This window comes from Thermomonas haemolytica (assembly GCF_004346265.1).
In the GTDB taxonomy this organism is placed as follows: Bacteria; Pseudomonadota; Gammaproteobacteria; order Xanthomonadales; family Xanthomonadaceae; genus Thermomonas; species Thermomonas haemolytica.
The window spans coordinates 142,922-168,185 of record NZ_SMAP01000001.1 but is presented as its reverse complement, the minus strand read 5'-3'; the positions used below and the strand labels follow the sequence as shown (position 1 = coordinate 168,185).

Below are 25,264 nucleotides of genomic sequence, written 5' to 3'. Positions count from 1 at the left end.
GCCTGGAAACCCCTCTCCCTGCGGGAGAGGGGCTGGGGTGAGGGTACGGCGAAACCCAGCCATCGCCGCCTCACCGAACTCCCATCCGGCGCTGTGCGCCAACTTCTCCCAAGGGGAGAGGGAAAAACGAGGTTTCCCATGTCCGTACAACCCCGCCAAATGCTGCTCGACCCCGGCTTCGACCTCACCCTGCGGCCGATGCGCTATCCGCAGTTCTACGAGATGTACCGCAACGCCATCCGCAACACCTGGACGGTGGAGGAGATCAATTTCGAGATTGACCTCGGCGATTTGCGCCACAAGATGACGCCGGCCGACCGCCACCTGATCCACCGCCTGGTGGCGTTTTTCGCCACCGGCGATTCGATCGTGGCCAACAACCTGGTGCTCAACCTGTACCAGCACCTCAACGCGCCGGAGGCGCGCATGTACCTGTCGCGCCAGTTGTACGAGGAGGCGCTGCACGTGCAGTTCTACCTCACGCTGCTGGACAACTACCTGCCGGACCCGGAGGAGCGGTCCAGGGCGTTCGCGGCGGTGGAAAACATTCCGTCGATCCGCAAGAAGGCGGAGTTCTGCTTCAAGTGGATCGATGCGCTGCAGGGCCTCACCCGCATCCAGACGCGGGAACAGCGCCGGCAGTTCCTGCTCAACCAGATCTGCTTCGCCGCCTGCATCGAGGGCCTGTTCTTCTTCGCGGCGTTCGCCTACGTCTACTATTTCCGTTCGCGCGGGTTATTGCCGGGGCTGTCGTCGGGCACCAACTGGGTGTTCCGCGACGAGAGCTGCCACATGCACTTCGCGTTCGAATGCGTACGCACCATCCGCGCCGAAGAGCCGGACCTGTTCGATGCCGAGTTGGAGGCGCAGGTGCGGGCGATGCTGGCGGAAGCGATCGAATGCGAGCTGCAGTTCGCGGAGGACGTGCTGGCCGGCGGGGTGGCCGGGATCTCCCTGCGCGATATGCGGCTGTACCTGCAGCACTGCGCCGACCAGCATTTCGAGCGGCTGGGCATGGCGCGCCAGTACCACGTGCGCAACCCGCTGCCGTTCATGGAACTGCAGGACGTGCAGGAGCTGACCAATTTCTTCGAGCGGCGCGTGTCGGCCTACCAGGTCGGCGTGCAGGGCGAGGTGGCCTTCGACATGGCGTTCTGAGCGCCGCCGCCGGTGCGCGGCACCCGGAGGTTCAGGGCGCCGCGTCGGGATGGCGCGCCAGCCACGCGGCCAGCGCCTGCCGGTAGTAGGCCAGCTCCTCGGCGTAGGTGTCGTTCACGCAGGGGTCGCAGCCGCTGTCGCAGCAGTCGCCGGGCAGCGGGGGCTCCGGCGGGAGCGGGCGCGGATCGGGGTCCGGCAGCGGCGGGCGCGGGGCGTTCATCGCTTCAGGCCACGCAGCGCGTCCGCCATCGCGCTGTTGAACGGCGCCTTCGCCGGCTGCGCCTGCGGTGGCGCCGGACGCACGCCCCGCGGGGCCTGGCCGTCGCGGCGGGCCGGGCGGTCATCGCGCCGCGCGTCGGGACGGGCCTCGCCGATGGGATCATCCAAGCGGCGGGTGAGGGCGATGCGCTTGCGCGCCACGTCCACCTCCAGCACCTTCACCTTGACGATGTCGCCGGCCTTCACCACCTCGCGCGGGTCCTTCACGTAGCGGTCGGACAGCGCCGAGATGTGGACCAGGCCGTCCTGGTGGACGCCGATGTCCACGAACGCGCCGAACGCGGCGACGTTGCTCACCACGCCCTCCAGCACCATGCCGGGGCGCAGGTCCTTGATGTCCTCCACGCCGTCGGCGAACTGCGCGGCCTTGAACTCCGGGCGCGGGTCGCGGCCCGGTTTCTCCAACTCCTTGAGGATGTCGCGCACGGTGGGTTCGCCGAAGCGTTCGTCGGTGAATTGCGCCGCTTTCAGCGAGCGCAGGAAGACGGTATCACCGATGATCTGCTTCACCGACTTGCCGCCGGCCGCGAGGATGCGCTCCACCACCGGATACGCCTCCGGGTGCACCGCCGAGGCATCCAGCGGCTGCTCGCCGTCCATGATGCGCAGGAAGCCCGCGCACTGCTCGAAGGTCTTGTCGCCCAGGCGCGGCACCTTCAGCAGCGCCTTGCGCGACGGGAAGGGGCCGTGCTGGTCGCGGTAGGCGACGATGTTCTCCGCCACCGTCGCCGACAACCCGGAGACGCGCGCCAGCAGGGCGCTGGAGGCGGTGTTCACGTCCACGCCGACGGCGTTCACGCAGTCTTCCACGACGGCATCCAGCCGCCGTGCAAGCTGGTATTGATCCACATCGTGCTGGTACTGGCCCACGCCGATGGACTTCGGGTCGATCTTGACCAGCTCGGCCAGCGGGTCCTGCAGACGGCGGGCGATGGAGACCGCGCCGCGCAGCGACACGTCGAGGGTCGGGAACTCCTTCGCCGCCAGCTCCGACGCCGAATACACAGAGGCGCCGGCTTCGCTGACGACGATCTTCTGCGCCTTCAGTTCCGGCACCAGTTTCAGCAGGTCGCCGGCCAGCTTGTCGGTCTCGCGGCTGGCGGTGCCGTTGCCGATGGCGATCAGCTGTACGCCGTGCGCGACGCACAGCTTTTTCAGCGATGCCAGCGATTGATCCCACTGCCGGCGCGGTTCATGGGGGTAGATGGTGTCGGTGGCGACCAGCTTGCCGGTGGCATCCACCACCGCCACCTTCACCCCGGTGCGCAGGCCGGGGTCGAGGCCCAGCACCGCCTTCGGGCCGGCCGGCGCGGCCAGCAGCAGGTCCTTGAGGTTGTCGCCGAACACGGCGATGGCCTCGCTCTCGGCTTTCTCGCGCGCCTGGTTGAACAGGTCCAGCAGCAGGTGCATGTGGATCTTGGCGCGCCAGGCCAGCCGCACCGCGTTGCGCAGCCAGGCATCGGCGGCGCGGCCGCGGTCCTGGATGCCGGCATGCAGGGCGATCCTCGCCTCCGCGTAATGGTGGCCGGCCTCGGCGTCCGCGCCGGGGTCGAGGTCCAGCTGCAGGATCTCCTCGCGCCGGCCGCGCAGCAGCGCCAGCATGCGGTGCGAGGGGATCTTCGCCAGCGGCTCGGCATGGTCGAAGTAATCGCGGTATTTCTCGCCCGCGGCCTGCTTGCCGTCCACCACCTTCGAACGGATCAGGCCTTCGCGCGCCAGCCAGTCGCGCAGTTCGCCCAGCAGCGCGGCGTCCTCGCCCCAGCGTTCGATCAGGATGGCGCGCGCGCCCTCCAGCGCGGCCTTGGCATCGGCCACGCCCTTGTCGGCAGCGACGAAGCCGGCGGCGAATTCTTCCGGCACCCGCGTCGGGTCGGCCAGCAGGCCATCGGCCAGCGGCTCCAGCCCGGCCTCGCGGGCGATCTGGGCGCGGGTGCGGCGCTTGGGTTTGTAGGGCAGATAGAGGTCTTCCAGGCGCGCCTTGCTATCGGCGGCCTCGATCTCGGCGCGCAGCGCGTCGGTCAGCTTGCCCTGTTCTTCGATGCTGGACAGGATCGCCGCGCGGCGCTCCTCCATCTCGCGCAGGTAGGCCAGCCGGGTTTCCAGGGTGCGCAGCTGGGTGTCGTCCAGCCCGCCGGTCACTTCCTTGCGGTAGCGCGCGATGAACGGAACGGTGGCGCCTTCGTCCAGCAAGTCCACCGCTGCCTGCACCTGTGCGGGCTGGGCGCCGATCTCGGTGGCGATGGCGGCGGCGATCTTGCGGGCAACGGCGGGGGCGGGCTGGGGCATCGAAAACGGCTGCGAACGGTCACGGAAGCCGCATTGTCGCCGCGTGTGGCGCTGCGTGACAGCTTGACAACTTCTCCCGGAGTGGCTTGCCCTGAAACGGGCAGGCGCTTACGCCGCCGGTGCGCGCCGGTCGCGCCATTCCACGAATGCGCCCAGCGCGATGCCCAGCACCGCCATGGCGGCGATGTAGTGCATGGGCGCGGCCGGGTTGCCTTTCATCGCGGCGCTCAGCAGCACCGGGGTCAGGCCGCCGGCGATGGCATAGGCGAGGTTGTAGGAGAACGACAGCCCGGAGAAGCGCACCCGCGCCGGGAACCCGCCCAGCGCGATCGCCGGGACCATCGCGGTCAAGCCCACCGCGCTGCCGGCGATGGCATAGTGCCATTGCGAATACGCGCCGGCCTGCGCCTCGCGGTAGAACCACCAGAACGCCACGCCCAGCAGCAGGCTCCACAGCGCCAGCACGCGGCCGGCGCCGAAGCGGTCGGCCAGCGCGCCCGCGACCAGGTTGGCCGCCATTGCCGCCAGCACCGCCAGCGCATTGCCGGCGAGCGCGGCATCGCGGGGGACGCCCATGCCCTGCAGGAAGGTCGGCATCATCAGGATGGTGACCACCACCGCCGCGGTCAGCAGCCAGGTCAGCAGCATGGCCAGCACCACCGCGCCCGGATGGTCGCGCACCACCGCCTTCAGCGGCAGCTCGGCGGAGAGCGTGCGGCGCGCCTGCAGTTCCGCGAACACCGGGGTTTCGTGCAACTGCCGGCGCAGCACCATCGCCAGCAGGCCAAACACGCCGCCCAGCAGGAACGGCAGGCGCCAGCCCCAGGCCAGCAGCTCGGCATCGCTCAGCCAGGCGTTGAGCGCGCGCGCCACCAGCGCGCCCAGCAGGATGCCGGCCAGCAGGCCCAGCGACAGCGCGCCGCAGGCGAGGTTGCGGTGGCGCGGGCTGACGTGCTCGCTCACGAATACCCACGCGCCCGGCGCCTCGCCGCCGATCGCCGCGCCCTGCAGGATGCGCAGCAGCAACAGCAGCAGCGGGGCTGCGATGCCGATCTGGGCGTAGGTCGGCAGCAGGCCCATCAGCAGGGTGGGCAGCGCCATCAGCAGGATGCTGAGCAGGAACATCCGCTTGCGCCCGGAGAGGTCGCCGAAATGCGCCATCAGCACGCCGCCCAGCGGACGCGCCAGGTAGCCCGCGGCGAAGATGCCGAAGGTCTGCACCAGCCGCATCCACTCGGGCATGGCGGCCGGGAAGAACAGCGTGCCCATGGTGGTGGCGAAGAACACGAACACCACGAAGTCGTAGAACTCGAGCGCGCCGCCGAGTGCCGACAGCACGAGGGTCTTGGCCTGTTGGCGGGACAGGCCGCCGGACTGCGCTGGCAGGAGTGCGGGATCGAGGCTGTGCATCGGCCTAGCGTATGCGAACGCAGGCGCAGCCGAACAGTCAGCCGAACAGGTCGTCCTGGGCATGGCTGCCGTCCGGCTCGGCGAACCCGGACAGGCACACGCCCGCCAGCCGGTAGCGGGTCGCGGCGGGCAGGCCCACGCGCGCGCGCAGGGCGCAGGCGGTGTCGGCCAGTGCCTGTTCCGAGGTCGGCGGTTCCGGCGCGGTCAGGCTGCGGGTCAGGGTGCGGAAATCGGCGGTCTTGAGCTTGAGCACCACGGTGCGCGCCACCCGTTCGGGATGGCGGGCGCGCTCGCGCAGGTAGCCGGCCCAGGTCTTGCCCGCCAGCCGGCGCAGATGCGGTTCCAGCGCCTCCAGCGGCAGATCCTCGGGGAAGGTGTCCTCGCTTGAGACCTGCAGGGTTAGCCGCTCGGATTCCACCTCGCGGTCGTCGATGCCCCGTGCAAGCTCGTGCAGGCGCAGGCCCCAGCGCCCGAAGCGCGCCTGCAGCGCCTCGGCGCCGAACGCGCGCAGGTCGGCGCAGGTGGCGATGCCCAGTTCGGCCAGCTTCGCTTCCATCACCTTGCCGACGCCGGGAATCTTGCCGACCGGCAACAAGGCGACGAAGGCATCGACCATCGCCGGCTTGAGCACGAACTGGCCATTCGGCTTGTTCCAGTCGCTGGCGATCTTGGCCAGGAACTTGTTGGGCGCGATGCCGGCCGAGGCGGTCAGCTGCGTCTCTGCGCGGATCGCATCGCGGATCTCGCTGGCGATCGCGGTAGCGCTGCCGAGGTCGCGCCGGGGCGCGCTGACGTCGAGGTAGGCCTCGTCCAGCGACAGCGGTTCGATGCGGTCGGTATAGCGCTCGAAGATGGCGCGGATCTGCCGCGACACTGCCTTGTAGCGGGGGAAATCCGGCGGCACGAACACCGCCTGCGGGCACAGGCGCTCCGCGCGCAGCGCCGGCATCGCCGAGCGCACCCCGAAGCGGCGCGCCTCGTAGCTGGCCGCGCATACGACGGAACGCGCGCCCTTCCATGCCACCACCACCGGCCGCCCGCGCAGCGCGGGATCGTCGCGCTGCTCCACCGACGCGTAGAATGCGTCCATGTCGACGTGAATGATCTTGCGTTGCGGGGCGCTCACCCGACGATTTTATGCCGGCGCCTGCTCCGGCTCAGCGCCAGAACGCAATGGCGTCGTAGCCGGGATCCGGGGTTCCCTGGTCCGGCTTGCGCCCGGCGCGCGACGGGCGGCCGACGTGCAGCTCGTGGCGGCCGCGCGGCAGGTCGCGCACGTCGATCATGGCGAGCAGCGCCGGGCGGTCGCTGCGCGGGTCGCTGGCGATGTCGTAGCGCAGGTCTTTCAGCGGCTTGCCGTCCAGCGTCACCGGGTGCAGGTCCTGCAGGCAGGCCAGGCGGGCGGCGGCGAGGGCCTCGCCCGCAAGCCCCTGCGTGCGCGTGGCGCAGGCGATGCGCATGGCCGCCTCGTCCCGGTTCGGCCGGTAGGGCACGACCAGCTGCAGGTAGGGGCCGGTGATGATGGCGGACTGCACGTAAGGCAGCGGCGCATCGCGGCCCGGATCGCGCTGGTCGTCGTAATGGGCCGGATGCAGGGCCAGCATGTCCGAATCCGGGAGCTGCGCATAGCTGCCGAAGCGGCTGCCGTCGCGCGCCAGCAGGTCGGCCACGACGACGCCGATGATCGCCGCGAGCATGACGCCCACGACCACCGCCATCATCCTGCGCTCGCCGCCATTGCTGCCCAGGATGGCCACGATCCGGTTGTTGCGGCGCCCCATCCCGATCCGCGTGTAGAGGCGGAGCAGTCCTGCGATCAGGCGACGCGCCGGGCTGCCTGCCCGCAGGCGGGCGCCGAACTGGTGGTCCAGCCACGTGGCCAACGCGAACGGCACCATGAAGAGGCCGAACACCACGCACATGGTGACTAGGGGGTCCACTTGCCAGCCCAGCATCCGGGTGGCCAGCGTCGCGACCAGCAGGGTGCCGCAGAAGCCAATGCAGACGCTGGCGATGATCAGTGCCACGCTGACGCCGATGGCGAACACGATGCTGGCGCGGTTGTCCGCGCGTTCGATCGCCTCCATCGTGCTGTCGGGGCGGGCTTCCTCGATGGCGCGCTGGATCGGGCCCATCTTCAGCCGGTCCAGGCGGATGCCGAGGGGATAGACGGAGTGGGTGCCGACCAGCGCGATCCACTGCGCGCGCAGCAGCAGGTGCAGCGCGAAGGTGGCCGCCAGCACCACCGCCGCGCTCTTCGCGTAGAAATACGACAGCCGCAGCACCGACAGCCATTCGTCGCCCAGGCGCGGTGCCAGCGCGAACATCCGGTCGTCCAGCCAGCCCGGCAGCTGCAGCATGGCGAACACCGCCACGCCGGAGATCAGCAACTCGACTTCCCAGGTGGGCGTGGTGCGGCGCGGCAGCTGGCGCGCATCTTCGATGAGTTCGCTCATGGCCGCCCATGGTGCGGGCGGCCCGCCGCGCTGGCAAGCCCGCTCACACCAGCCCGAAGGCGTAGTACAGGCCGATCACCACGAACACGGCCAGGGTCTTGATGCAGGTGATGGCGAAGATGTCCTTGTAGGCCTGGCGGTGGGTGAGGCCGGTCACTGCCAGCAGGGTGATCACCGCGCCGTTGTGCGGCAGGGTGTCCATGCCGCCGGAGGCCATCGCGGCGACCCGGTGCAGCACGTCCATCGGGATCCCGGCGGCGTGCGCGTTGGCGATGAAGGTGTCGGCCATCGCCGCCAGCGCGATGCTCATGCCGCCGGAGGCGCTGCCGGTGATGCCGGCCAGCGCGGTGACCGTCACCGCCTCGTTGACCAGCGGGTTGGGGATGCTGCCCAGCGCCTGCGCCACCACCAGAAAGCCGGGCAGGGCGGCGATCACCGCGCCGAAGCCGTATTCGGAGGCGGTGTTCATCCCGGCCAGCAGCGCACCGCCGATCGCGGACTTGCTACCTTCGGAGAACCCCGCCTTGACCGGCCGCCAGGCCAGCAGCAGCACGCAGGCGATGCCCGCCAGCAACGCGCCTTCCACCGCCCAGATCGCCACCAGCTTGGAGGTGTCCTGCACCACCGGGGCGGGGTTGCCGATCACCGCCGGCATGAAACTGGTGCTGTCGCCGTAATGCAGCGGGATCCACAGCGTCAGCAGCTTGTTCGCCACGCCCACCACCAGCAGCGGCAGCACGGCGAGGAGCGGGTGGGCGAGCTTGCCGCCGGTGAATGCGGCCGGTTCGTTCGTGAGCGTGGCGGCATCGCCATAGCCCTCGCCGTTGCGCGCCGCCACCCGCCGCCGCCAGTCGAGCCAGGCAAGGCCGGTGATCAGGATGAACACGCCGCCCAGCGTGCCCAGCACCGGCGCCGCCCAGGTGGTGGTGCCGAAGAAGGTGGTCGGGATGATGTTCTGGATCTGCGGGGTGCCGGGCAGGGCGTCCATGGTGAAGGTGAACGCGCCCAGGGCAATGGTGCCGGGGATCAGCCGCTTGGGGATGTCGCCCTGGCGGAACAGCTCGGCCGCGAACGGGTACACCGCAAACACCACCACGAACAGCGAGACCCCGCCATAGGTCAGCAGCGCGCACACCAGCACGATCGACAGCATCGCCCGCTGCGCGCCGACCACGCGGATGGTGGCCTGCACGATCGCCTTGGAGAACCCCGACAGTTCGATCAGCTTGCCGAACAGCGCGCCCAGCAGAAACACCGGGAAGTACAGCTTGAGGAAGCCGACCATCTTGTCCATGAACAGGCCGGTGAACATCGGCGCGACCAGCTGCGGGTCGGTGAGCAGCACCGCGCCGAGGGCGGCCACCGGCGCGAACAGGATGACGCTGTAGCCGCGGTAGGCCACCAGCATCAGGAAGCACAGCGCGGCCAACACGATCAGAAACGACATGCCCATTCCCGGCGACGGATGCAGGGCTGCGAGTGTCAAGGCCCGGGGCAGGCCGGCCCATTGTCCGAACGTCCAATGCCGCCGGCGGACGGCGCGGCTTACCGTGCCCGCCATTGGTGGTAATCGTGCCGCCCGCATACCCGGAGGGGGAGAGATGAAACGCAAGCAGTTGAGCATGGCGATCCACGGCGCGCTGGTCGTGTCGCTGCTGGTCGGGGCCCCGGCGCTGGCGCAGGACGCGCCGAAGGCGAAGGAAGGCGAGCAGGTGGCGAAGACCCTGGACACCGTGACCGTCACCGCCCGTCGCCGCGCCGAGTCCATCCAGGACGTGCCGGTCGCGGTCAGCGCGTTCGGCGAGGACCAGCTCAAGGACCTGCAGGCCAGCAATGTCGATGGCCTGCAGGGCGCGGTGCCCAACATGAACATCGTGCAGGGCCGCGGTTCGGCCAACAGCGTGAACGTGTTCATCCGCGGCATCGGCCAGCCGGACGCGCTGCAGACCTTCGATCCGGGCGTGGGCATGTACGTGGACGATGTGTACTACTCGCGCATCAACGGCGCGCTGTTCTCCCTGTTCGACATCGCCGACGTGGAAGTGCTGCGCGGGCCGCAGGGCACCCTGTACGGCAAGAACTCCACCGGCGGCGCGGTCAAGCTGACCACCAAGGACCCGTTCTCGTACGAAGGTGGCGCCGCCGAGCTGACCTATGGCGACTACGGCCGCGCCGAGGCGCGTTTCTATGCCGGCGGCAAGCTCTCCGACACCGTGGCCGGCAGTATTGCGGGCGCCTGGATCACCAACGACGGCTACGTGAAGAACCGCGCCGGCGGCCACAACTTCAACGACGACGACACCCGCAGCGTGCGCGCCAAGCTCGGCTTCAAGCCCAGCGAGGCATTCGAGGCGATGTTGTCGCTGGACTACACCAAGCAGGACGCGGCGCTGACCATGGGTCGCCCGATGGCCAACCTGGTGCGCACCGACGTGGTATTCGGACCGGTGGTGCTGCAGCCCGGCGAGACCGGCAAGTGGGATTATTCCGCGCAGACCTCGTTCGCGCCCGGCAAGGGCCAGCAGATGACCCACCAGGGCGTCAGCCTGTCGATGCAGTGGAACCTGTCGCAGGCCTGGCTGCTCAAGAGCATCACCGCCTACCGCAAGCTCAAGACCCACTCCTTCATCGACATCGACGCCTCGAAGTGGGAGCTGGGCGATGTGCTGGTGGCCATCGACCAGGACCAGAAGAGCCAGGAGCTGCAGCTGCAGTTCGACAACGGAAGCAACCTGCGCGCCATCTTCGGCGCGTACTGGATGCGCGAGCACGTGCCGTCCTACCAGGAGGCCTATGCCAGCGACCTGTACGCGGTGGCCGGCAGCCGGGTGAGCTTCCTGCGCACGATTGCCGATGACCTCACCACCACCAGCACGGCTGCGTTCGCCCACGCCAGCTGGGAATTCGTGCCGAGCTGGACCCTGTCGGCCGGCGTGCGCTGGACCCGCGACCACAAGGATTACGAGCGCACCACCAGCACCTTCTGGGGCGCGCCGTTCACCGGGCTCAACGGCACCGTGCCGTTCCCGCGCACCGGCGCCACCTGGACCGCGGTGACCCCGTCCTTCAGCCTGCAGAAGAAGATCAGCGCGGGCCTGATGTGGTACGCCTCGGCCAATCGCGGCTTCAAGTCCGGTGGGTTCAATGGGCGCGCCAACACGCCCTACGACGTGGCCCATGCCAAGTACAACCCGGAATACGTGTGGACCTACGAGACCGGGCTGAAGATGGAGTCCGCGGATCATCGCCTGCGCGGCGGCATCACTGCGTTCACCAGCCGCTACAAGGACTTCCAGGCACGCGTCTCGCAGGACGTGAGCACGTTCCCGGTGCTCAACGCGGCGGCGCTGAGCATCCAGGGCCTGGAGCTGGAGGGCAGCGCGATGCTCGGCGAGCGCACCACCGTCACCGGCCAGATGAGCTGGCTGGATGCCAAGTACGACCGCTTCGACGACTTCCGGCTGGATCCCAGCTACCCCGGCTACGACCCCAACGTCAGCCATGCGCACGTGCCGTTCTCGCCGCGCTTCACCAGCCGGATCGCGGTCAACCACGCCATCCCGCTCCCCGATGGCGGCATGCTCAGCTTCGGGGGCGACGTGTCCTACCGCACCCGCACCTGGCTGTCGGTGGACAACCGCGACGTGCTGAGCCAGCCGGCCTATACCGTGGTCGGGCTGTACGGGGTGTGGGATTCGCCCGAGTACAAATGGCAGGTGCGGGTTGGGGTGCGCAACCTGACCGACGAGCGCTACATGATCGACGGCCAGGAGTTCGCCAGCGTGGCCAACATCCAGACCGCCTATTACGGGCTGCCGCGCAATTGGTACGCCTCGGTGCGCTACAACTTCTGACCCGCGCACTTTCCGGGCCGGGACGCTACGACGGCGGGCGCAAGCCCGCCGTCGCGCTATCCTCGCCGCGAATGCGCCTTGATGATGACCCGCGTCCCCATGCATGCCTGAAGGCGGCGCCATGCTGAGCGTCGCCGCGGTGGTGGCCGCCGCGCTGCTGTGGTTGGGCCTGCTGTTCGGCACCGGCCTGTACGCGGAGCGCCACCCGGAGGTGTTCGCCCGCCACTGGCGGCATGTCTATGCGCTGTCGCTGGCGGTGCACTGCACCTCGTGGACCTTCTACGGCACGGTCACCCAGGCCGCCCGCTACGGCTGGCCGCTGCCGCCCACGTTCGTCGGCGCGATCCTGTTCTACGCGCTGGCGATCGCCTTCATGGCGCGGCTGGCGCGGCTGGCGCGCGAGAGCAATGCCACCTCGCTGGCCGACCTGATCGCCACCCGGCTGGGCAAGGATGCGTGGCTGGCCGCGGTGGTGACCCTGGTCGCGGTGCTCGGCCTGATCCCCTACATCGCCCTGCAGCTGCAGGCGATCACCATGAGCCTGGCCACGCTCACCTCGGGCATGGCCAGCGCGGCCGACGGCGCGCCGCCGGCGTGGCGCGACGGTGCGCTGTACGTGGCGCTGGCGATGGCGGCGTTCGCGATCCTGTTCGGCACCCGCCACGTCAGCGCCGCCGGGCACAATCGCGGGCTGGTGCTGGCGTTGGCGTTCGAATCGCTGTTCAAGCTGATGGCGATGCTGGCGCTGGGCGCGTTCGTCTGGTTTGGCCTGCGCGGCCTGCCGGAGTTGTCGCCGCCGGTGCCGCCCGCGGCGGCCGGGGGGTTCATGCCGCTGGTGCTCCTGGGTGCGCTGGCGATGTTCGTGATGCCGCACCAGTTCCACGTCGGGGTGGTGGAATGCCGCGACGAGGCCGACGTGCGCACTGCGCGCTGGCAGTTCCCGCTGTACCTGCTGCTGATCGCGCTGCCCACCTTGCCGCTGGCGCGCGCGGGCGCGGCGCTGTTGGGCGATAGCGTGCCCACCGACATGTACGCGCTGGCGCTGCCGCTGGCGCAGGGGCATGCCGGGTTGGCCCTGCTGGTGTTCCTGGGCGGGCTCAGTGCGGCCACCGGCATGGTGATCGTGAGCACGCTCACGCTGAGCCTGATGATCGGCAACCACTGGTTCGCCCCGGGCCTGTTGCGCGGGGCCTGGGCGCACGCGCAGGGAGGCGATCGCCGCGGCGACCTGCTGCTGCTGCGGCGGCTGGGCATCCTGCTGCTGATGCTGCTGGGCTGGGGCTACGCCCGCCTACTCAGCGGCAATGAAGCGCTGGCGGATGTCGGCGCGGTGTCGTTCTCGGCGCTGGCCACCCTGGCCCCGGCGCTAGCCTTCGCGGTCTGGCGCCCGCTCACCCCGGCGATCGCTGCCACGGCCGGAGTGCTGGCGGGGTTCGCCGCCTGGGCCTGGGTGATGCTGGTGCCGATGCTGGCGACGGCACTGGGTGGCGACCCGCACTGGCTGCGCGACGGGCCGCTGGGGATGTCCTGGCTGGCCCCGGAGGCGATCTTCGGCCTGACCGGCTGGAGCCGGCTGGGCCGCGCGGTCGGCGCCAGCCTGTTCGTCGGCACCGTCACCACCTGGCTGGTGGCGATACTGCGCGGCGTGCCGCGTCAACGCGCCGCGCGTGGGGCCGACCTTGCCACCCTGCGCAGCGCCGGGCTGCGCTTCCTGCCGGCGGAACGGGTGGAGGCGCTGCTGCGCGGGGCGCCGGCGAGCGGGCCGGTGCCGGCGCGGCTGGAGTCGCGGCTGGAGCACGAGCTGGCGGCGGTGCTGGGCAGCGCTTCGGCGCGGTTGCTGCTGGATGCCGCGCGCCGCGCCGCGCCGGGGGCCGACCTCGATACGGTGGCCGCAATCGTGGGCGAGGCCTCGCAGGACCTGCGCTTCAACCAGCGGGTGCTGGAGGCGGCGCTGGAGAACATGAGCCAGGGCATCAGCGTGGTCGATGCCCAGCTGCGGCTGGTGGCCTGGAACCGGCGCTACGAGGAACTGTTCGGCTACCCGCGCGGGATGCTGCGGGTGGGGATGCCGATCGCGCAGGCCGCGCGCTGGGCGCTGCGCCGGGTGGCCGCGATCGACCCGGTGCAGGAAGCCGCCGCGCTGGAACGGCGGCTGGCGCACATGCGCGCGGGCACCGCGCACTTGTCGGAACGGGTGTTCCCGGACGGCAGCATCGTCGAGATCCGCGGCAACCCGATGCCGGGCGGCGGCTTCGTCGCCACCTTCACCGACGTCACCGCGTTCCGCCAGGCCGAGGCCGGGCTGATGCGGGTGAACGAAACCCTGGAGCAGCGGGTGGCCGAACGCACCGCGCTGCTGGAAACCGCCAAGCGCGAGGCCGAGCAGGCCAACGATGCCAAGAGCCGGTTCCTGGCCGCGATCGGGCACGACCTGCTGCAGCCGCTGCATGCCGCGCACCTGTTCGCGGATGCGTTGCAGCAGCGCGGCGACGGCGAGCAGCGCGAGCTGGCGCGGCAGATTTCATCGGCGCTGGATTCCACCGCAGACCTGCTGACCACCCTGCTGGACATGTCGCGGCTGGAGGCCGGCGGCCTGGTGCCGGAGCCGCGCGATCTGCCGCTGGCCGACGTGCTGGAGCCGCTGGTCGCGCAGTTCAGGGCACTGGCGGCCGAGCGCGGGTTGCAGCTGCGCTACGTGCCCACCCGGGCCTGGGTGCACAGCGATCCGCAGCTGCTGCGGCGGGTGCTGCAGAACTTTTTGGCCAATGCGGTGCGCTACACCGCGCGCGGGAAAATCCTGCTGGGCGTGCGCCGCCGCGACGGCCAGTTGTGCATCGAGGTGCACGACACCGGCCCGGGCATCTCCGATGCCCAGCGTGAGGCGATCTTCGAGGAGTTCCGCCGCGGCGACGGCGCACCGGGGCAGGGCCTGGGGCTGGGGCTGGCGATCGCGCGGCGCATCGCCGGCCTGCTGGGCAGCCAGATTTTCCTGCGTTCGCAACCCGGGCGCGGCAGCTGCTTCGGCCTGTGCCTGGCGCCGGTCGAAGTGCAGCCGCAGCGGCCGCCGGCGCACGTCGCCACCCGCGGCCTGTCCGGGTTGCGGGTGCTGGTGGTGGATAACGAAGCCGGCGCACGCGAAGCCCTGTGCCGGGTGCTGGAAGGTTGGGGCTGCCAGGTGCATGCCGTGGCCGATGGACAGGCCGCCGCCGCAGTACTGGCCGCGGCGCCTTGCGAGCTGTGGCTGCTGGATTACCACCTGGATGACGGCGATGACGGCGTGGCCCTGCAGGCACGGCTGGCGGCGCGCTTCCCGCCGGCGCCCTGCCTGGTGCTGAGCGCCGACCAGACCGGCGCGGTACGCAGCGCGGTACAGGAGGCCGGGCTGCCGCTGCTGGCCAAGCCGCTGCGCCCGCTGGCGCTGAAGTCGATGCTGGATCGCCTGCTGGCCGCGCATCCACCGCGCATCCCGGGTTAGGGAAGGTCTGAACAACGCCATCCAGGCGTTGTCAGCCCACGCCGAGTCCGGTACAGGCCCGGACTCGGCTCACACGCATCCATCACTTACGTGATTGATGCGTGGCCGGCCATCCATGGCCGGCAGGAACCTCTGAGTTGTTCAGAGGTTCCTTAGTCGCAAGGCCGCCGCGGTGCGCCAGCTACACTGTGCGCATGCCTTACACCCCGATTGCCGCCACCCTCGGCTACGTGCTCTCGCCCGATCGCCGGCGGGTGCTGATGATCCACCGCAACGCGCGCCCCGGCGACCACCACCTCGGCAAGTACAACGGCCTTGGCGGCAAGCTGGAGCGCGACGAGGACGTGCTGGCCGGCCTGCGCCGCGAGCTGCGCGAGGAGGCCGGGATCGAGTGCACCGGCGTGCGCCTGCGCGGCACCATCAGCTGGCCCGGCTTCGGCAAGCAGGGCGAGGACTGGCTGGGCTTCGTGTTCCTGGTCGAAGCCTTCACCGGCACCCCGTTGCAGCGCAACCCGGAAGGCACCCTGGAATGGGTGGAACGCGAGCGCCTGCTCGAGTTGCCGTTGTGGGAAGGCGATCGCCACTTCCTGCCGCTGGTGTTCGACGACGATCCGCGCCCGTTCCACGGGGTGATGCCCTACCGCGACGGGCGCATGCAGTCCTGGTCCTTTTCCCGCCTGTAAGGGCCGCCGCAAGGCGCGGGCGGCGGCGGTGGGCGGCGGGCCGCATTCGCGCCGGCTGAATGTTTGTAGGCGCACAATAGTGGCTTTCCCCCACCTGGAGAGCCGCATGACCATGACCGTGAAAGCCCGGGGCGCGCACGCCGCCGACCAGCCCTTCGTCGCCCTCGACATCCAGCGCCGCGCGCCGGGCGCCAACGACGTGCAGATCGACATCGCCTACTGCGGCATCTGCCATTCCGACCTGCACACCATCCGCTCGGAATGGCCCGGCACGCTGTACCCCTGCGTCCCCGGCCACGAGATCGTGGGCCATGTCAGCGCGGTCGGCGCGGCCGTCACCCGCTTCAAGCCCGGCGACACCGTGGGCGTAGGCTGCATGGTCGGCAGCTGCCAGCACTGCGCGGCCTGCGAGGAGGGGCTGGAGCAATACTGCGAGAACGGCATGGTCGGCACCTACAACGGCCCGACCACGGATGCGCCGGGCCATACCCTCGGCGGCTATTCGCAGCGGATCGTGGTGGACGAGAAGTTCGTCCTGCACGTGCGCCATCCGCAGGACCAGCTGGCGGCGGTGGCACCGCTGCTGTGCGCCGGCATCACCACCTATTCGCCGCTGCGCCACTGGAAGGCCGGCCCGGGCAAGAAGGTCGGGATCGTCGGCATCGGCGGGCTGGGCCACATGGGCATCAAGATCGCGCACGCGATGGGTGCGCACGTGGTGGCGTTCACCACCAGCGAATCCAAGCGCCAGGAAGCACATGCGCTGGGCGCCGACGCGGTGGTGAATTCGCGCGACGAGGCGCAGATGGCCGCGCACCGCGGCAGCTTCGACTTCATCCTGGACACGGTGGCCGCGCCGCACGTGCTGGATGCGTTCACTGCGCTGCTCAAGCGCGACGGCACCCTGTGCCTGGTCGGCGCGCCGGCCACGCCGCATCCCAGCCCGGCGGTGATGGGCCTGATCTTCGGCCGCAAGTCGATCGCCGGTTCCCTGATCGGCGGCATTGCCGAAACCCAGGAAATGCTGGATTTCTGCGCCGAGCACGGGATCGTGGCCAGCATCGAGATGGTGCGCGCGGACGAGATCGAGGTTGCCTACGAGCGCATGCTCAGGAGCGACGTCAAGTACCGCTTCGTGATCGATACCGCCACCCTGTGAGGCAGGGTACGTGGCGGGCATCGCCGCGTGCCCGAGGCGTGTGGACCCAGGGCGCTGTGCCGGAGCCGGCGCGTTCTCCACAGCGGTTGTGGATGGACGTCGGATAACGGTGTGGATAACCGCGCGAGCGCCTTGCGCGGCGCGGCTGTCAAGAGGTGTGGCGAAAAAATCGCCAGTGTATCCAGGCCGACTGCGCGGCCCTGATCCTGGATTTTCCACAGCGGCTGTGGATGGAAATCGTATAACGATGTGGACAACCACGCGCGCGCCTTGCGTGGCGCGGCTGTCAATGGGGGTGGTGAAAAAATCGCCAGTTGCGGGTGCGGCTCAGGCTTCGACCTGGCGCGCCGGGTCGCTCAGCTCCAGCGAGCGCAGCACCACCCCGGCCTGGGTGCGGTTGCGCACGCCCAGGCGTTCGAAGATGGCGGTCAGGTGCGCCTTCACCGTGCGCTCCTGCACGCCGAGGCGGTCGGCGATCTGCTTGTTGAGCAGGCCGTCTGCGACCAGCGTGAGCACCCGGAACTGCTGCGGCGACAGGCTGGCCAGCCGCGCGGCAAGATCGGCATCGCCCGGCGCGCTCTGCGCGCGCGCCACGCTGGTGCGCAGTGCCGGCGGCAGCCAGGTCTCGCAGGCCAGCACGGCGGTGATCGCCGCGCGCAGTTCCTCCAGCCCGGCGCTCTTGGGCAGGTAGCCGGCCGCGCCGTGGTCCAGCGCGCGCCGCACCACCCGCGGATCGTCGTTGGCCGACACCACCACCACCGCCACGCCGGGGAACTGCGCACGGATCGCGGCCAGCCCGGCCAGACCGTGGTTGCCCGGCATGTGCAGGTCCAGCAGCACCAGGTCCACCTGCGGCTGCGCCTCCAGCAACGCCAGCGTCGCCTCCAGAGTGCCGGCTTCGAACAGCTCCACCCCGCCCAACGCCTCGCGCGCCGCCTGCTTGAGCGCAGCGCGGAACAGCGGGTGGTCGTCGGCGATCAGCAGCGAGGGCATGGGCTCACTGCGCCGTCCAACCGCCATCCACCGGCAGTGCGGCACCGGTGATGTTGTGCGCTTCGCGCCGGCACAGGAACACGGCGAGCGCGGCGATCTCCTCCGGCAGGGTCATGCGCAGGCTGGGCTGCTTCTCGGCCAGCAGTGCGCGCACGCCGTCCTCGCGCGAGCCGCCGTGCATGCGCGCCTCGATCTGCGGCTCGATCAGCGGGGTTTCCACCCAGCCCGGGCAGATGCAATTGACGGTGATGCCGCCGGACTCGCGGCTGCCCTGCGCCGCGTATTCCAGCGCGGCGACCTTGCTCAGGCCCACCAGGCCGAACTTGCTGGCCACGTACGGCGCCTTGTCCTTCGATGCCACCAGCCCGTGCACCGAGGCGATGTTGACCACCCGCCCGTAGCCGCGCGCGGCCATCGTCGGCAGCGCCGCGCGCATGGTGTGGAAGGCGGATGACAGGTTGATGGCGAGGATGTCGTTCCACTTCGAAACCGGCATCTCGTGCAGCGGCACCGCGTGCTGGATGCCGGCGTTGTTCACCAGCACGTCCACGCCGCCGTCCGACCAGGCGGCGAGATCGCGCATCATCGCTTCGATGGCGGCTGGGTCACGCAGGTCGGCGCCGAAGTGGCGGGTGCCACCACTGCCGCCCGTGGCCGCGTCCACTTCGGCAATGGCGGCTGCGATCTGCTCGTCGGTGCCGAGGCCATTGATCGCCACCCGTGCGCCGGCCGCGGCCAGGGCCTTGGCGATCGCCAGGCCAATGCCGGAGGTGCTGCCGGTGACCAGGGCGGTGCGCCCGTGCAGGAAGGATTCGCTCATGGGGGAACTCCGCGACGCCGTGGGGGAGCCATACGCTAGCAGGATCGCACCCAAGCGGCGGTTACGCGCGGCTGGTACGAAAGTACGATGCGGGAGCTTGCGGCAGGGGGTAAGGTCGGCACATGCATACACTCCGCCATTGCGCCCTCGCTGCGGCTGGCCTGCTGCTGGCCGCCTGTGCCAGCCTGCCCGCGCAGGCACCGTCCAACCAGGAAGCCCGTCCCATGTTCAGCCCGATCCGTATCACCGAACACCGCGGCGATGACGATCTGCTGACCGCCGGCCTCGGCCTACAGGGCCTGCGTGCGCTGGTGCCGCCGGCGTTCGCGGAGGCCGCGCATCCGACCCCATCCGAGCTACGCCGGCGTGCGATCTGGTCGAACTGGCGCGGGATCGCCGACCTCGCCCCCGGTGGCGGCTATGGCGAGCTGTACGGCAGCACCGCGGCGGTGCCAGGCCGCGAGTTCAGCGCCTATGCCCGCCTGTCCGGCGCCAGGCAGCCGCATCGCGTGCTGGTGCAGCTGCCGGACGATTTCGATGCGCGCAAGCGCTGCGTGGTGGTGACCGCGTCCTCGGGTTCGCGCGGCATCTACGGCGCGATCGCGGTGGTCGGCGCCTGGGGCCTGCCGCGCGGCTGCGCGGTGGCCTACACCGACAAGGGCACGGGCACCGATTATTTCGATCTGGATGCCGGGCAGGGCATCGCGCTGGATGGCACCGTCGCAGTTGCAGGGGACGATGCCGCGCTGGCCTTCGCGCCCACGCCGGCTTCCGGCCACGGCGTGGCCTTCAAGCACGCGCATTCGCAGGACAACCCCGAGGCCGACTGGGGCCGCCACCTCAAGCAGGCGGCGCAGTTCGCGCTTTCGGTGCTGGACGCGCAATTCCCGCAACAGGCGCCGTTCACCTTCGCGAACACCCGCATCATCGCGGTCGGCATTTCCAATGCGGGCGGCGCGGTGCTGCGCGCGGCGGAAGACCCGGAGCCGTGGCTGGATGCGGCGGTGGCCGGCGAACCCAGCGTGCTGGTGGACGGCCATGGCGCGCGTGCGCTGTACGACTACGCCAGCGAGGCCGCGCTGCTGATGCCCTGCGCGCTGCCGCAGCTGGGCATCCCGGCACTGCCGGGGCTGGAGATGAGGTGCGCGGCGCTGGCCGCGCGTGGCGTGATTTCCGGTGCGACCTTCGATGCCCAGCAGAAGGACGCGCTGGCACGGCTGCGTGCAGCCGGCTGGAGCGATGCCGGCCTGCGCGCGGGTGCGATCAGCGTGGGCTTCGACTTATGGCGCGCGATCGCGGTGGCCTATGCCTCGGCCTACGGGCGCTATCCGCACGATGCGCACCCCTGCGGCTACCGCTATGCCGCGCTGGGCGCGGACCTCGCGCCGCGCGCCGCCACCGAGGCCGAGCGCGCCGCCTGGTGGGCCGATGCCAGCGGCATTCCGCCGGGTGCGGGTGTGGCCATCGTCGATCCGCAGCCGCCGGCCGATCTCGGCCTGACCGGCCTGCAGTGCCTGCGCGGGCTATGGACGGGCGAGGGCGCGGATGCCCGCCGCGTGCGCCAGGGCATCGCCGAGATCCGCGCCGCGCCGCCGCGCGCCGGGTTGCCGCTGGTGGTCGTGCACGGCAGCGACGACGGCCTGGTGCCGCCGGCGTTCTCCAGCGCGCCCTACGTGGCGATGGCCAAGTCCGCCGGCCGCGACGTGCGCTACTGGCAGGTGCGCAATGCCCAGCATTTCGATGCCTTCCTCGGCCTGCCGCACATGGCCGCGGCTTACCTGCCGCTGCTGCCGTACGTGTACACGGCGCTGGATCGGGTGGAGGCCTACCTCGACGGCAAGGCCGCGCTGCCGGAGGACGCGGTGATCGCCACCGTGCCGCGCATGGGCGCGCCGCTGGCACCGGCGAATCTGGCGATGCCGCACTGAGGTTGCGGGCGTCGCGCCCGCTTGGCACGCTGGCGGCCCTGCCGCCGGAGCCGCCGATGAAACAGCGCCATTTCTCGATGCTGCGGGATTTCCATCTCGCTGACTGGTTCACCCTGGCCAACGCGTTCTGCGGTACCGGCGCGATCTTCGCGGCGATGCGCTTCCTGCAGGAGGGCGGGGTGCGCGACCTGCTGGTGGGCATGGCGCTCATCCCGCTGGCGTTCGTCTTCGACGCGCTGGACGGCCGCATCGCCCGCTGGCGCAAGGTCGCCAGCACCCTGGGGCGCGAGCTCGACTCGCTGGCCGACGTGATCAGCTTCGGCGTGGCGCCTGCGGCGCTGGGCTATGCCTGCGGCCTGCAGGGCGGCTGGGACTGGGTGGTGCTGAGTTATTTCATCGGCTGCGGCGTCAGCCGGCTGGCGCGCTACAACGTCACCGCCGAGCAGCTGTCCGGCGACGCCGGCAAGGTCCGCTATTTCGAGGGCACCCCGATTCCCACCAGCGTGGCCATCGTCGGCGTGCTGGCGGTTGCCGCCTGGTCGGGGGCGATCGGGCCATCGCTGTGGCTGGGCGTGGTCCACCTCGGGCCCTGGCAGCTGCACCCGTTGGTGCTGGTGTATGCGCTGTCGGGCTCGCTGATGATCAGCAAGACGCTGCGCATCCCCAAACCCTGACCGAGGATGCAATAGCGGCGTCATCGCCGCGTTGCTAGCATCGGATGCATCTCGCGGAGGACACATGACGGACGCATCCAACGATTTCGCGGCACTGGCGCGCCAGTACTGGGCGCTGTGGGGCGATGCCCTGCGCAGTGCATCGGCCGCGGGCGGCCCGGCGGCGGCTGGCCTGCAGGACGCGCTTGGGGCATGGCGCGCCCAGCTCGGCGGCGGCGATACCTTCAACGGCGTGCTCGACCACCTGCAGCGGCAGGCCGGCACCTGGCTGGCGCAGATGCAGCAGGTCGCAGCGCAGCTCGCGGGCCAGACGCATACGGCCCAGGACGTGGCGCGCGCCTGGCGCGGTGTGGTCGGAGGTAATCCGTTCGCCGGCATGGTCCAGGGCATGCAGGGGCCGGGACTGGGGAACATCGCGCAGTGGGGCGAGGCAGCCGCGCCGTGGCTGCACGGGCTGCGCGCGCAGGCGGAGGGGCTGCTGGGCCTGCCGGTGTTCGGTTTCACGCGCGAACACCAGGAGCGATTGCAGGCACTGGGGCGCGCGCAGCTGCGCCTGCAGAGCGCGCAGGAGGCCTGGAACGCGCTGCTGGCCAAGGCCTCGCAGGAGGCGTTCGCGCGCTTCGAGGCAAAGCTGGCCGAGCACGAGGAGCCAGGTCGCCAGCTCACCCGCGTGCGCGCGCTGTTCGACCTGTGGGTGGATGCCGCCGAGGAGGCCTGGGCCGAGATCGCGCTGTCGCCGGAGTACCGCCGCGTGCTGGGCGAGCTGGTCAATGCGCAGATGCAGGCGCGCGCCGCGGCGCAGGCGATCGGCGAGCAGATGGCGACGGCACTGGGTCTGCCCGGGCGGGTGGAGCTTGACAGCGCGCACCGCAAGATCGCGGAACTCGAACGCGCAGTGCGGCGGATGCAGCGCGCGCCGGCCGCCGACTCGACCATGCACCCAGCGGGAGCTGCAAAGAGCGCGGCCGGCAAGGCCGTGAAGGCGGGAGCCACCCGAGCGGCGAAGGCTGCGCCGGCCAAGGCTGGGCGCACGCGCAGGCCTGCCGTGAAGCCTGCGACAAAGCCCGCTGCCAAGACCACTACCAAGACGGCTGCCAAGACCACCGCGAGGAAGCGCTGACATGTACGGCCCGCTCGCCATCACCCCGGAAACACTGGCCGAGGAGGCCAGCACGCTGCAACGGAAACTCGCGGCCGGCCTGCGCACCCTGCGCGAGTTGCAGGACGTGCACGTCGGCGCGACTCCGCGCGAGGAGGTCTGGCGCGACGGCAAGGTGGTGCTGTACCGCTTCCGCGGCGAGCGCGCGCCCACGGCGAAGGTTCCGCTGCTGATCGCCTACGCGCTGGTCAACCGCCCGTACATGGTGGACCTGCAGGACGACCGCTCGCTGGTGAAGGGGCTGCTGGCGCGCGGTGAGGACGTGTACGTGATCGACTGGGGCTACCCCGACCGCTCCGACCGCTTCCTGACCCTGGAGGACTACATCGAGCGTTTCCTCGGCGGCGCGATCGAGCATCTGTGCCACGCGCACGGGCTGCCGGCGGTCAACCTGCTGGGCATCTGCCAGGGCGGCGCGTTCTCGCTGTGCTACGCGGCGCTGCACCCGGAGCGGGTGAAGAACCTCGTCACCATGGTGACCCCGGTGGACTTCCACACCCCGGACAACATGCTGTCGAACTGGAACCGCGAGATCGACGTGGACCTGCTGGTGGACACGCTCAGCAACGTGCCGGCCGACATGATGAACTTCACCTACCTGATGCTGAAGCCGTGGCGGCTGTTCGCGCAGAAATACGTCGGGATGCTCGACATCCTCGACGACCGCAAGGCGATGGAGGATTTCCTGCGCATGGAGCAGTGGATCTTCGATTCGCCCGACCAGGCCGGCGAGGCGTTCCGCGAGTTCAGCAAGCAGTTCTTCCAGGAGAACCGCTTCGTCACCGGCGGCGCCAAGGTGGGCGAACGCGAGGTGCACCTGGGGCTGGTGGAGATGCCGGTCCTCAACATCTACGCCGAGCAGGACCACCTGGTGCCGCCGGATGCCTCGCGCGCGCTGCGCAGGCTGTGCGGCAGCCGCGACTACACCGAGTATTCCTTCCGCGGCGGCCACATCGGCATCTACGTCTCCGGGCGCGCGCAGAAGGACGTGCCGCAGGCGATCCACGACTGGCTGGCGCAGCGGTCGCGCTGAACATGCGCGCGCCGCAGCGCTGGCTGCTGCGCCTCGCGCAGGGCCTCGGCATTGCGTGGGCCTTGCCGATGACGGCGCTCGGCCTGGTGGCGGGGCTGGCGGCACTGGCCGCCGGCGCGCGGATGCATTTCAGCCCGCGCGACCTGGCCTGTGTGTTCCAGCGGGTGCCGTGGGGGCCGGGCGGCGCGCTGACCCTGGGCAACGTGATCCTCGATACCGGCGACACGCTCGCGCGCCCGTGCCACACCTATGCGCATGCGGCGGGGATCGGCCACGATCCGCCGATCCTGCTGGCCGACCACGAGCGCGCGCATGTCTTCCAGTACATGGCGTTGGGTGCGCTGTTCCTGCCGCTGTACCTGCTGCACGGCGGGGTGTCCGCGCGCAACCGTTTCGAGCGTGCGGCCGACCGCTATGCGTTGAGCGGGCGCGGCTGGTGGCCGTGGGCGCGCGACTGAATGCGGCTCGCCGACGGGCGGCGTCGCGGCGCGGGTGCGCTTAGCGTTTTGCTAACGCCGCCGGTCCTAAGGTTTCCGGCACCGGAGAAAAACTGTCCGGCGCGCAAGGCGCCCTGCAGAATCGCTCCGGCCACGACCCGGTCCCCTCCAGGCGCAACGCCCGCGAGACCGGGTCTTTTGTTATGCGCGCCCGCCCTTGCATGCACGCATCCGGGCGCCGCGTGATGGCGGCGCGTGCTGCCGATGGGCGGCTTTCGCTGGATGACTCCCCTGTCATGCAAAAGGGGCCCGCAGGCCCCTTCGCATGGTGCGCCGGCGCGGGCCGGGATCAGTTCACGTTCGACAGGTCGTGCAGCTGGGTGGGCACGCTGTGGAAGTAGGCGGCCAAGTCGGCGATCTGCTGGTCGCTCAGCGCCTTGGCCTGCGCCGCCATCACGTCGGCGTTGCCGCCGGCGCGGGTGCCGCCGCGGTAGGCCTGCAGGGCGTGCGCGATGTAGTCGGCGTACTGGCCGCCGATCTTCGGATAGATGTCGCCGATCGGGGCATTGCCTTCGGCGCCGTGGCAGGAGGTGCAGGGCGCGATGCCGTTGCCGCCGTTGGTGGCCAGCTCCTGGCCGGCGCGGATGTCGCCCTTGGGCAGGCCCGCGGACGAGGCGGTGGCGTGGGCAGTTTCGGCGGCGGCTTCGGCGTCAGGCTTGCCGGCGCTGCAGGCGGACAGGGCGAGCGCGCAGGCCAGGGCCAGCAGGGTCATGGAGGTCTTGGTCATGGCGCGGCTCACTTCAGGCTGGACAGGTAGGCGGCGATGTCGGCGAGATCCTGCTCGGAGAAGCTTTGCGCCTGCGCCTGCATGGTCGGGTGCTTGCGCTTGCCGGTGCGGTACTCGTTCAGCGCGTTGAGAAGATAGGTTTCCGACTGCCCACCGATCATCGGCACGTGGTAGCTCGGATACGCGTTCTTGTAGCCGGTCAGGCCGTGGCAGCCGCGGCAGGTGTAGGTCAGGCCCTTGCCACGGGCGGCATCGCCCTTGGCAGCGGCCTGCGCGGCGGTTGCCGGCGTCGCGGCGGCGGGCGCGGGGTCCTGGGCGGTGGCGGAGAAGGCCGCCAGGAGCAGGGCAAGGCTTGCGGCAATCGACAGCGGTCGCATCATCGGGCGGTTCCCGTGGTGATTTCGGAAGGAGTGCGTTGGCAGGCGAAGCCGCCGCGTCAGGCAGCTTCCGTTCAGGGAGTATAGCGGCGATTTTCCGTCCCAACACCGGCGCGCCATCCATGCGGCGCGGCCCTGCGTAGAAGCCGGTTGCGGCCGCCATTCCCGCCGTCCCGTCCTCCAATCCGCCCAGCGCGTCGCACCGCACCACGCCGGCCCTGCCATCCATGATCTCATCCATGACCTTCGGCGCATGGCAGGTGCGGTTGGCTAGGTGACATACTTGACTACAACAC

The 25,264-nt window shown here is 70.3% G+C and carries 20 protein-coding genes; 10 read left to right on the top strand and 10 right to left on the bottom strand.

Annotation, left to right across the window (positions count from 1 at the left end):
• Positions 1 to 138: 138 nt before the first annotated feature.
• Positions 139 to 1,158: a ribonucleotide-diphosphate reductase subunit beta gene (locus EDC34_RS00815; protein ID WP_114958950.1), complete on the top strand. Its 1,020-nt coding sequence runs from the start codon at positions 139 to 141 to the stop codon at positions 1,156 to 1,158.
• Positions 1,159 to 1,189: 31 nt separating this feature from the next.
• Here EDC34_RS00815 and EDC34_RS00810 read toward each other — a convergent pair whose 3' ends face one another.
• The 6 genes from EDC34_RS00810 to EDC34_RS00785 all read right to left on the bottom strand — a co-directional run bounded on the left by EDC34_RS00810 (position 1,190) and on the right by EDC34_RS00785 (position 9,036).
• The gene (locus EDC34_RS00810; RefSeq protein ID WP_114958949.1) at positions 1,190 to 1,378 is read right to left on the bottom strand and encodes an oxidoreductase-like domain-containing protein; all 189 of its coding nucleotides are present in this window, start codon (positions 1,376 to 1,378) and stop codon (positions 1,190 to 1,192) included.
• Positions 1,375 to 3,723 carry a Tex family protein gene (locus EDC34_RS00805; RefSeq protein ID WP_114958948.1) on the bottom strand — a complete coding sequence of 783 codons (2,349 nt, stop codon included), beginning with the start codon at positions 3,721 to 3,723 and terminating at the stop codon, positions 1,375 to 1,377. The genes EDC34_RS00810 and EDC34_RS00805 overlap by 4 nt, the downstream gene beginning before the upstream one ends.
• A gap of 108 nt (positions 3,724 to 3,831) precedes the next feature.
• Positions 3,832 to 5,133, bottom strand: coding sequence for an MFS transporter (locus EDC34_RS00800; protein ID WP_114958947.1), 1,302 nt, complete (start codon positions 5,131 to 5,133; stop codon positions 3,832 to 3,834).
• 37 nt (positions 5,134 to 5,170) lie between these two features.
• Positions 5,171 to 6,259, bottom strand: a complete 1,089-nt coding sequence (dinB, locus tag EDC34_RS00795) for a DNA polymerase IV (protein WP_114958946.1) — start codon at positions 6,257 to 6,259, stop codon at positions 5,171 to 5,173.
• A 31-nt stretch (positions 6,260 to 6,290) separates the two neighbouring features.
• Positions 6,291 to 7,589, bottom strand: coding sequence for a hypothetical protein (locus EDC34_RS00790; protein ID WP_114958945.1), 1,299 nt, complete (start codon positions 7,587 to 7,589; stop codon positions 6,291 to 6,293).
• A gap of 43 nt (positions 7,590 to 7,632) precedes the next feature.
• A complete protein-coding gene (locus EDC34_RS00785) occupies positions 7,633 to 9,036 on the bottom strand; it encodes a GntP family permease (protein WP_114959261.1) in 1,404 nt (467 codons plus the stop codon).
• Between the two features lie 154 nt (positions 9,037 to 9,190).
• On the opposite strand from EDC34_RS00785, the gene EDC34_RS00780 reads away from it, so the two are divergent.
• The 4 genes from EDC34_RS00780 (at position 9,191) to EDC34_RS00765 (ending at position 16,760) form a co-directional block, all read left to right on the top strand.
• Positions 9,191 to 11,443 (top strand): TonB-dependent receptor, encoded by a 2,253-nt coding sequence (locus EDC34_RS00780; RefSeq protein ID WP_114958944.1) that lies wholly within the window; start codon positions 9,191 to 9,193, stop codon positions 11,441 to 11,443.
• 121 nt (positions 11,444 to 11,564) lie between these two features.
• Complete coding sequence (locus tag EDC34_RS00775) at positions 11,565 to 14,918, top strand: PAS-domain containing protein (RefSeq protein ID WP_114959260.1); 3,354 nt, start codon at positions 11,565 to 11,567, stop codon at positions 14,916 to 14,918.
• Between the two features lie 194 nt (positions 14,919 to 15,112).
• A complete protein-coding gene (locus EDC34_RS00770) occupies positions 15,113 to 15,601 on the top strand; it encodes an NUDIX hydrolase (RefSeq protein WP_114958943.1) in 489 nt (162 codons plus the stop codon).
• A gap of 112 nt (positions 15,602 to 15,713) precedes the next feature.
• Positions 15,714 to 16,760 (top strand): NAD(P)-dependent alcohol dehydrogenase, encoded by a 1,047-nt coding sequence (locus EDC34_RS00765; protein ID WP_114959259.1) that lies wholly within the window; start codon positions 15,714 to 15,716, stop codon positions 16,758 to 16,760.
• Between the two features lie 327 nt (positions 16,761 to 17,087).
• On the opposite strand, the gene EDC34_RS00760 is transcribed toward EDC34_RS00765, so the two are convergent.
• Positions 17,088 to 17,753 (bottom strand): response regulator transcription factor, encoded by a 666-nt coding sequence (locus EDC34_RS00760; RefSeq protein ID WP_114958942.1) that lies wholly within the window; start codon positions 17,751 to 17,753, stop codon positions 17,088 to 17,090.
• A 4-nt stretch (positions 17,754 to 17,757) separates the two neighbouring features.
• Positions 17,758 to 18,573: a 3-hydroxybutyrate dehydrogenase gene (locus EDC34_RS00755; RefSeq protein WP_114958941.1), complete on the bottom strand. Its 816-nt coding sequence runs from the start codon at positions 18,571 to 18,573 to the stop codon at positions 17,758 to 17,760.
• A 122-nt stretch (positions 18,574 to 18,695) separates the two neighbouring features.
• Between EDC34_RS00755 and EDC34_RS00750 the strand changes: the two genes are divergently transcribed.
• The 5 genes from EDC34_RS00750 (at position 18,696) to EDC34_RS00730 (ending at position 23,825) form a co-directional block, all read left to right on the top strand.
• Positions 18,696 to 20,501: a 3-hydroxybutyrate oligomer hydrolase family protein gene (locus tag EDC34_RS00750; protein ID WP_114958940.1), complete on the top strand. Its 1,806-nt coding sequence runs from the start codon at positions 18,696 to 18,698 to the stop codon at positions 20,499 to 20,501.
• Positions 20,502 to 20,557: 56 nt separating this feature from the next.
• Complete coding sequence (locus EDC34_RS00745) at positions 20,558 to 21,175, top strand: CDP-alcohol phosphatidyltransferase family protein (protein WP_114959258.1); 618 nt, start codon at positions 20,558 to 20,560, stop codon at positions 21,173 to 21,175.
• A gap of 64 nt (positions 21,176 to 21,239) precedes the next feature.
• Positions 21,240 to 22,295 (top strand): class III poly(R)-hydroxyalkanoic acid synthase subunit PhaE, encoded by a 1,056-nt coding sequence (phaE, locus tag EDC34_RS00740; protein WP_114958939.1) that lies wholly within the window; start codon positions 21,240 to 21,242, stop codon positions 22,293 to 22,295.
• 1 nt (position 22,296) lies between these two features.
• Positions 22,297 to 23,367 carry a class III poly(R)-hydroxyalkanoic acid synthase subunit PhaC gene (locus EDC34_RS00735; RefSeq protein WP_114958938.1) on the top strand — a complete coding sequence of 357 codons (1,071 nt, stop codon included), beginning with the start codon at positions 22,297 to 22,299 and terminating at the stop codon, positions 23,365 to 23,367.
• A gap of 2 nt (positions 23,368 to 23,369) precedes the next feature.
• The gene (locus tag EDC34_RS00730) at positions 23,370 to 23,825 is read left to right on the top strand and encodes a hypothetical protein (RefSeq protein ID WP_114958937.1); all 456 of its coding nucleotides are present in this window, start codon (positions 23,370 to 23,372) and stop codon (positions 23,823 to 23,825) included.
• Positions 23,826 to 24,153: 328 nt separating this feature from the next.
• Here the strand turns inward: EDC34_RS00730 and EDC34_RS00725 are convergent, their stop codons facing one another.
• Both EDC34_RS00725 and EDC34_RS00720 read right to left on the bottom strand, forming a co-directional pair.
• Positions 24,154 to 24,591 (bottom strand): c-type cytochrome, encoded by a 438-nt coding sequence (locus EDC34_RS00725; protein WP_114958936.1) that lies wholly within the window; start codon positions 24,589 to 24,591, stop codon positions 24,154 to 24,156.
• Between the two features lie 8 nt (positions 24,592 to 24,599).
• Positions 24,600 to 24,968: a c-type cytochrome gene (locus EDC34_RS00720; RefSeq protein WP_114959257.1), complete on the bottom strand. Its 369-nt coding sequence runs from the start codon at positions 24,966 to 24,968 to the stop codon at positions 24,600 to 24,602.
• Positions 24,969 to 25,264: the final 296 nt, after the last annotated feature.

Coding starts and splice junctions, on each gene's coding strand:
- EDC34_RS00745 (WP_114959258.1), top strand. CDS start 20,558: ATGAAACAGCGCCATTTCTCGATGCTGCGGGATTTCCATCTCGCTGAC.
- EDC34_RS00800 (WP_114958947.1), bottom strand. CDS start 5,133: ATGCACAGCCTCGATCCCGCACTCCTGCCAGCGCAGTCCGGCGGCCTG.
- EDC34_RS00750 (WP_114958940.1), top strand. CDS start 18,696: ATGCATACACTCCGCCATTGCGCCCTCGCTGCGGCTGGCCTGCTGCTG.
- EDC34_RS00815 (WP_114958950.1), top strand. CDS start 139: ATGTCCGTACAACCCCGCCAAATGCTGCTCGACCCCGGCTTCGACCTC.
- EDC34_RS00735 (WP_114958938.1), top strand. CDS start 22,297: ATGTACGGCCCGCTCGCCATCACCCCGGAAACACTGGCCGAGGAGGCC.
- EDC34_RS00760 (WP_114958942.1), bottom strand. CDS start 17,753: ATGCCCTCGCTGCTGATCGCCGACGACCACCCGCTGTTCCGCGCTGCG.
- EDC34_RS00765 (WP_114959259.1), top strand. CDS start 15,714: ATGACCGTGAAAGCCCGGGGCGCGCACGCCGCCGACCAGCCCTTCGTC.
- EDC34_RS00770 (WP_114958943.1), top strand. CDS start 15,113: ATGCCTTACACCCCGATTGCCGCCACCCTCGGCTACGTGCTCTCGCCC.
- phaE (WP_114958939.1), top strand. CDS start 21,240: ATGACGGACGCATCCAACGATTTCGCGGCACTGGCGCGCCAGTACTGG.
- EDC34_RS00805 (WP_114958948.1), bottom strand. CDS start 3,723: ATGCCCCAGCCCGCCCCCGCCGTTGCCCGCAAGATCGCCGCCGCCATC.
- EDC34_RS00810 (WP_114958949.1), bottom strand. CDS start 1,378: ATGAACGCCCCGCGCCCGCCGCTGCCGGACCCCGATCCGCGCCCGCTC.
- EDC34_RS00730 (WP_114958937.1), top strand. CDS start 23,370: ATGCGCGCGCCGCAGCGCTGGCTGCTGCGCCTCGCGCAGGGCCTCGGC.
- EDC34_RS00755 (WP_114958941.1), bottom strand. CDS start 18,573: ATGAGCGAATCCTTCCTGCACGGGCGCACCGCCCTGGTCACCGGCAGC.
- EDC34_RS00785 (WP_114959261.1), bottom strand. CDS start 9,036: ATGTCGTTTCTGATCGTGTTGGCCGCGCTGTGCTTCCTGATGCTGGTG.
- EDC34_RS00720 (WP_114959257.1), bottom strand. CDS start 24,968: ATGCGACCGCTGTCGATTGCCGCAAGCCTTGCCCTGCTCCTGGCGGCC.
- EDC34_RS00780 (WP_114958944.1), top strand. CDS start 9,191: ATGAAACGCAAGCAGTTGAGCATGGCGATCCACGGCGCGCTGGTCGTG.
- EDC34_RS00775 (WP_114959260.1), top strand. CDS start 11,565: ATGCTGAGCGTCGCCGCGGTGGTGGCCGCCGCGCTGCTGTGGTTGGGC.
- EDC34_RS00790 (WP_114958945.1), bottom strand. CDS start 7,589: ATGAGCGAACTCATCGAAGATGCGCGCCAGCTGCCGCGCCGCACCACG.
- EDC34_RS00725 (WP_114958936.1), bottom strand. CDS start 24,591: ATGACCAAGACCTCCATGACCCTGCTGGCCCTGGCCTGCGCGCTCGCC.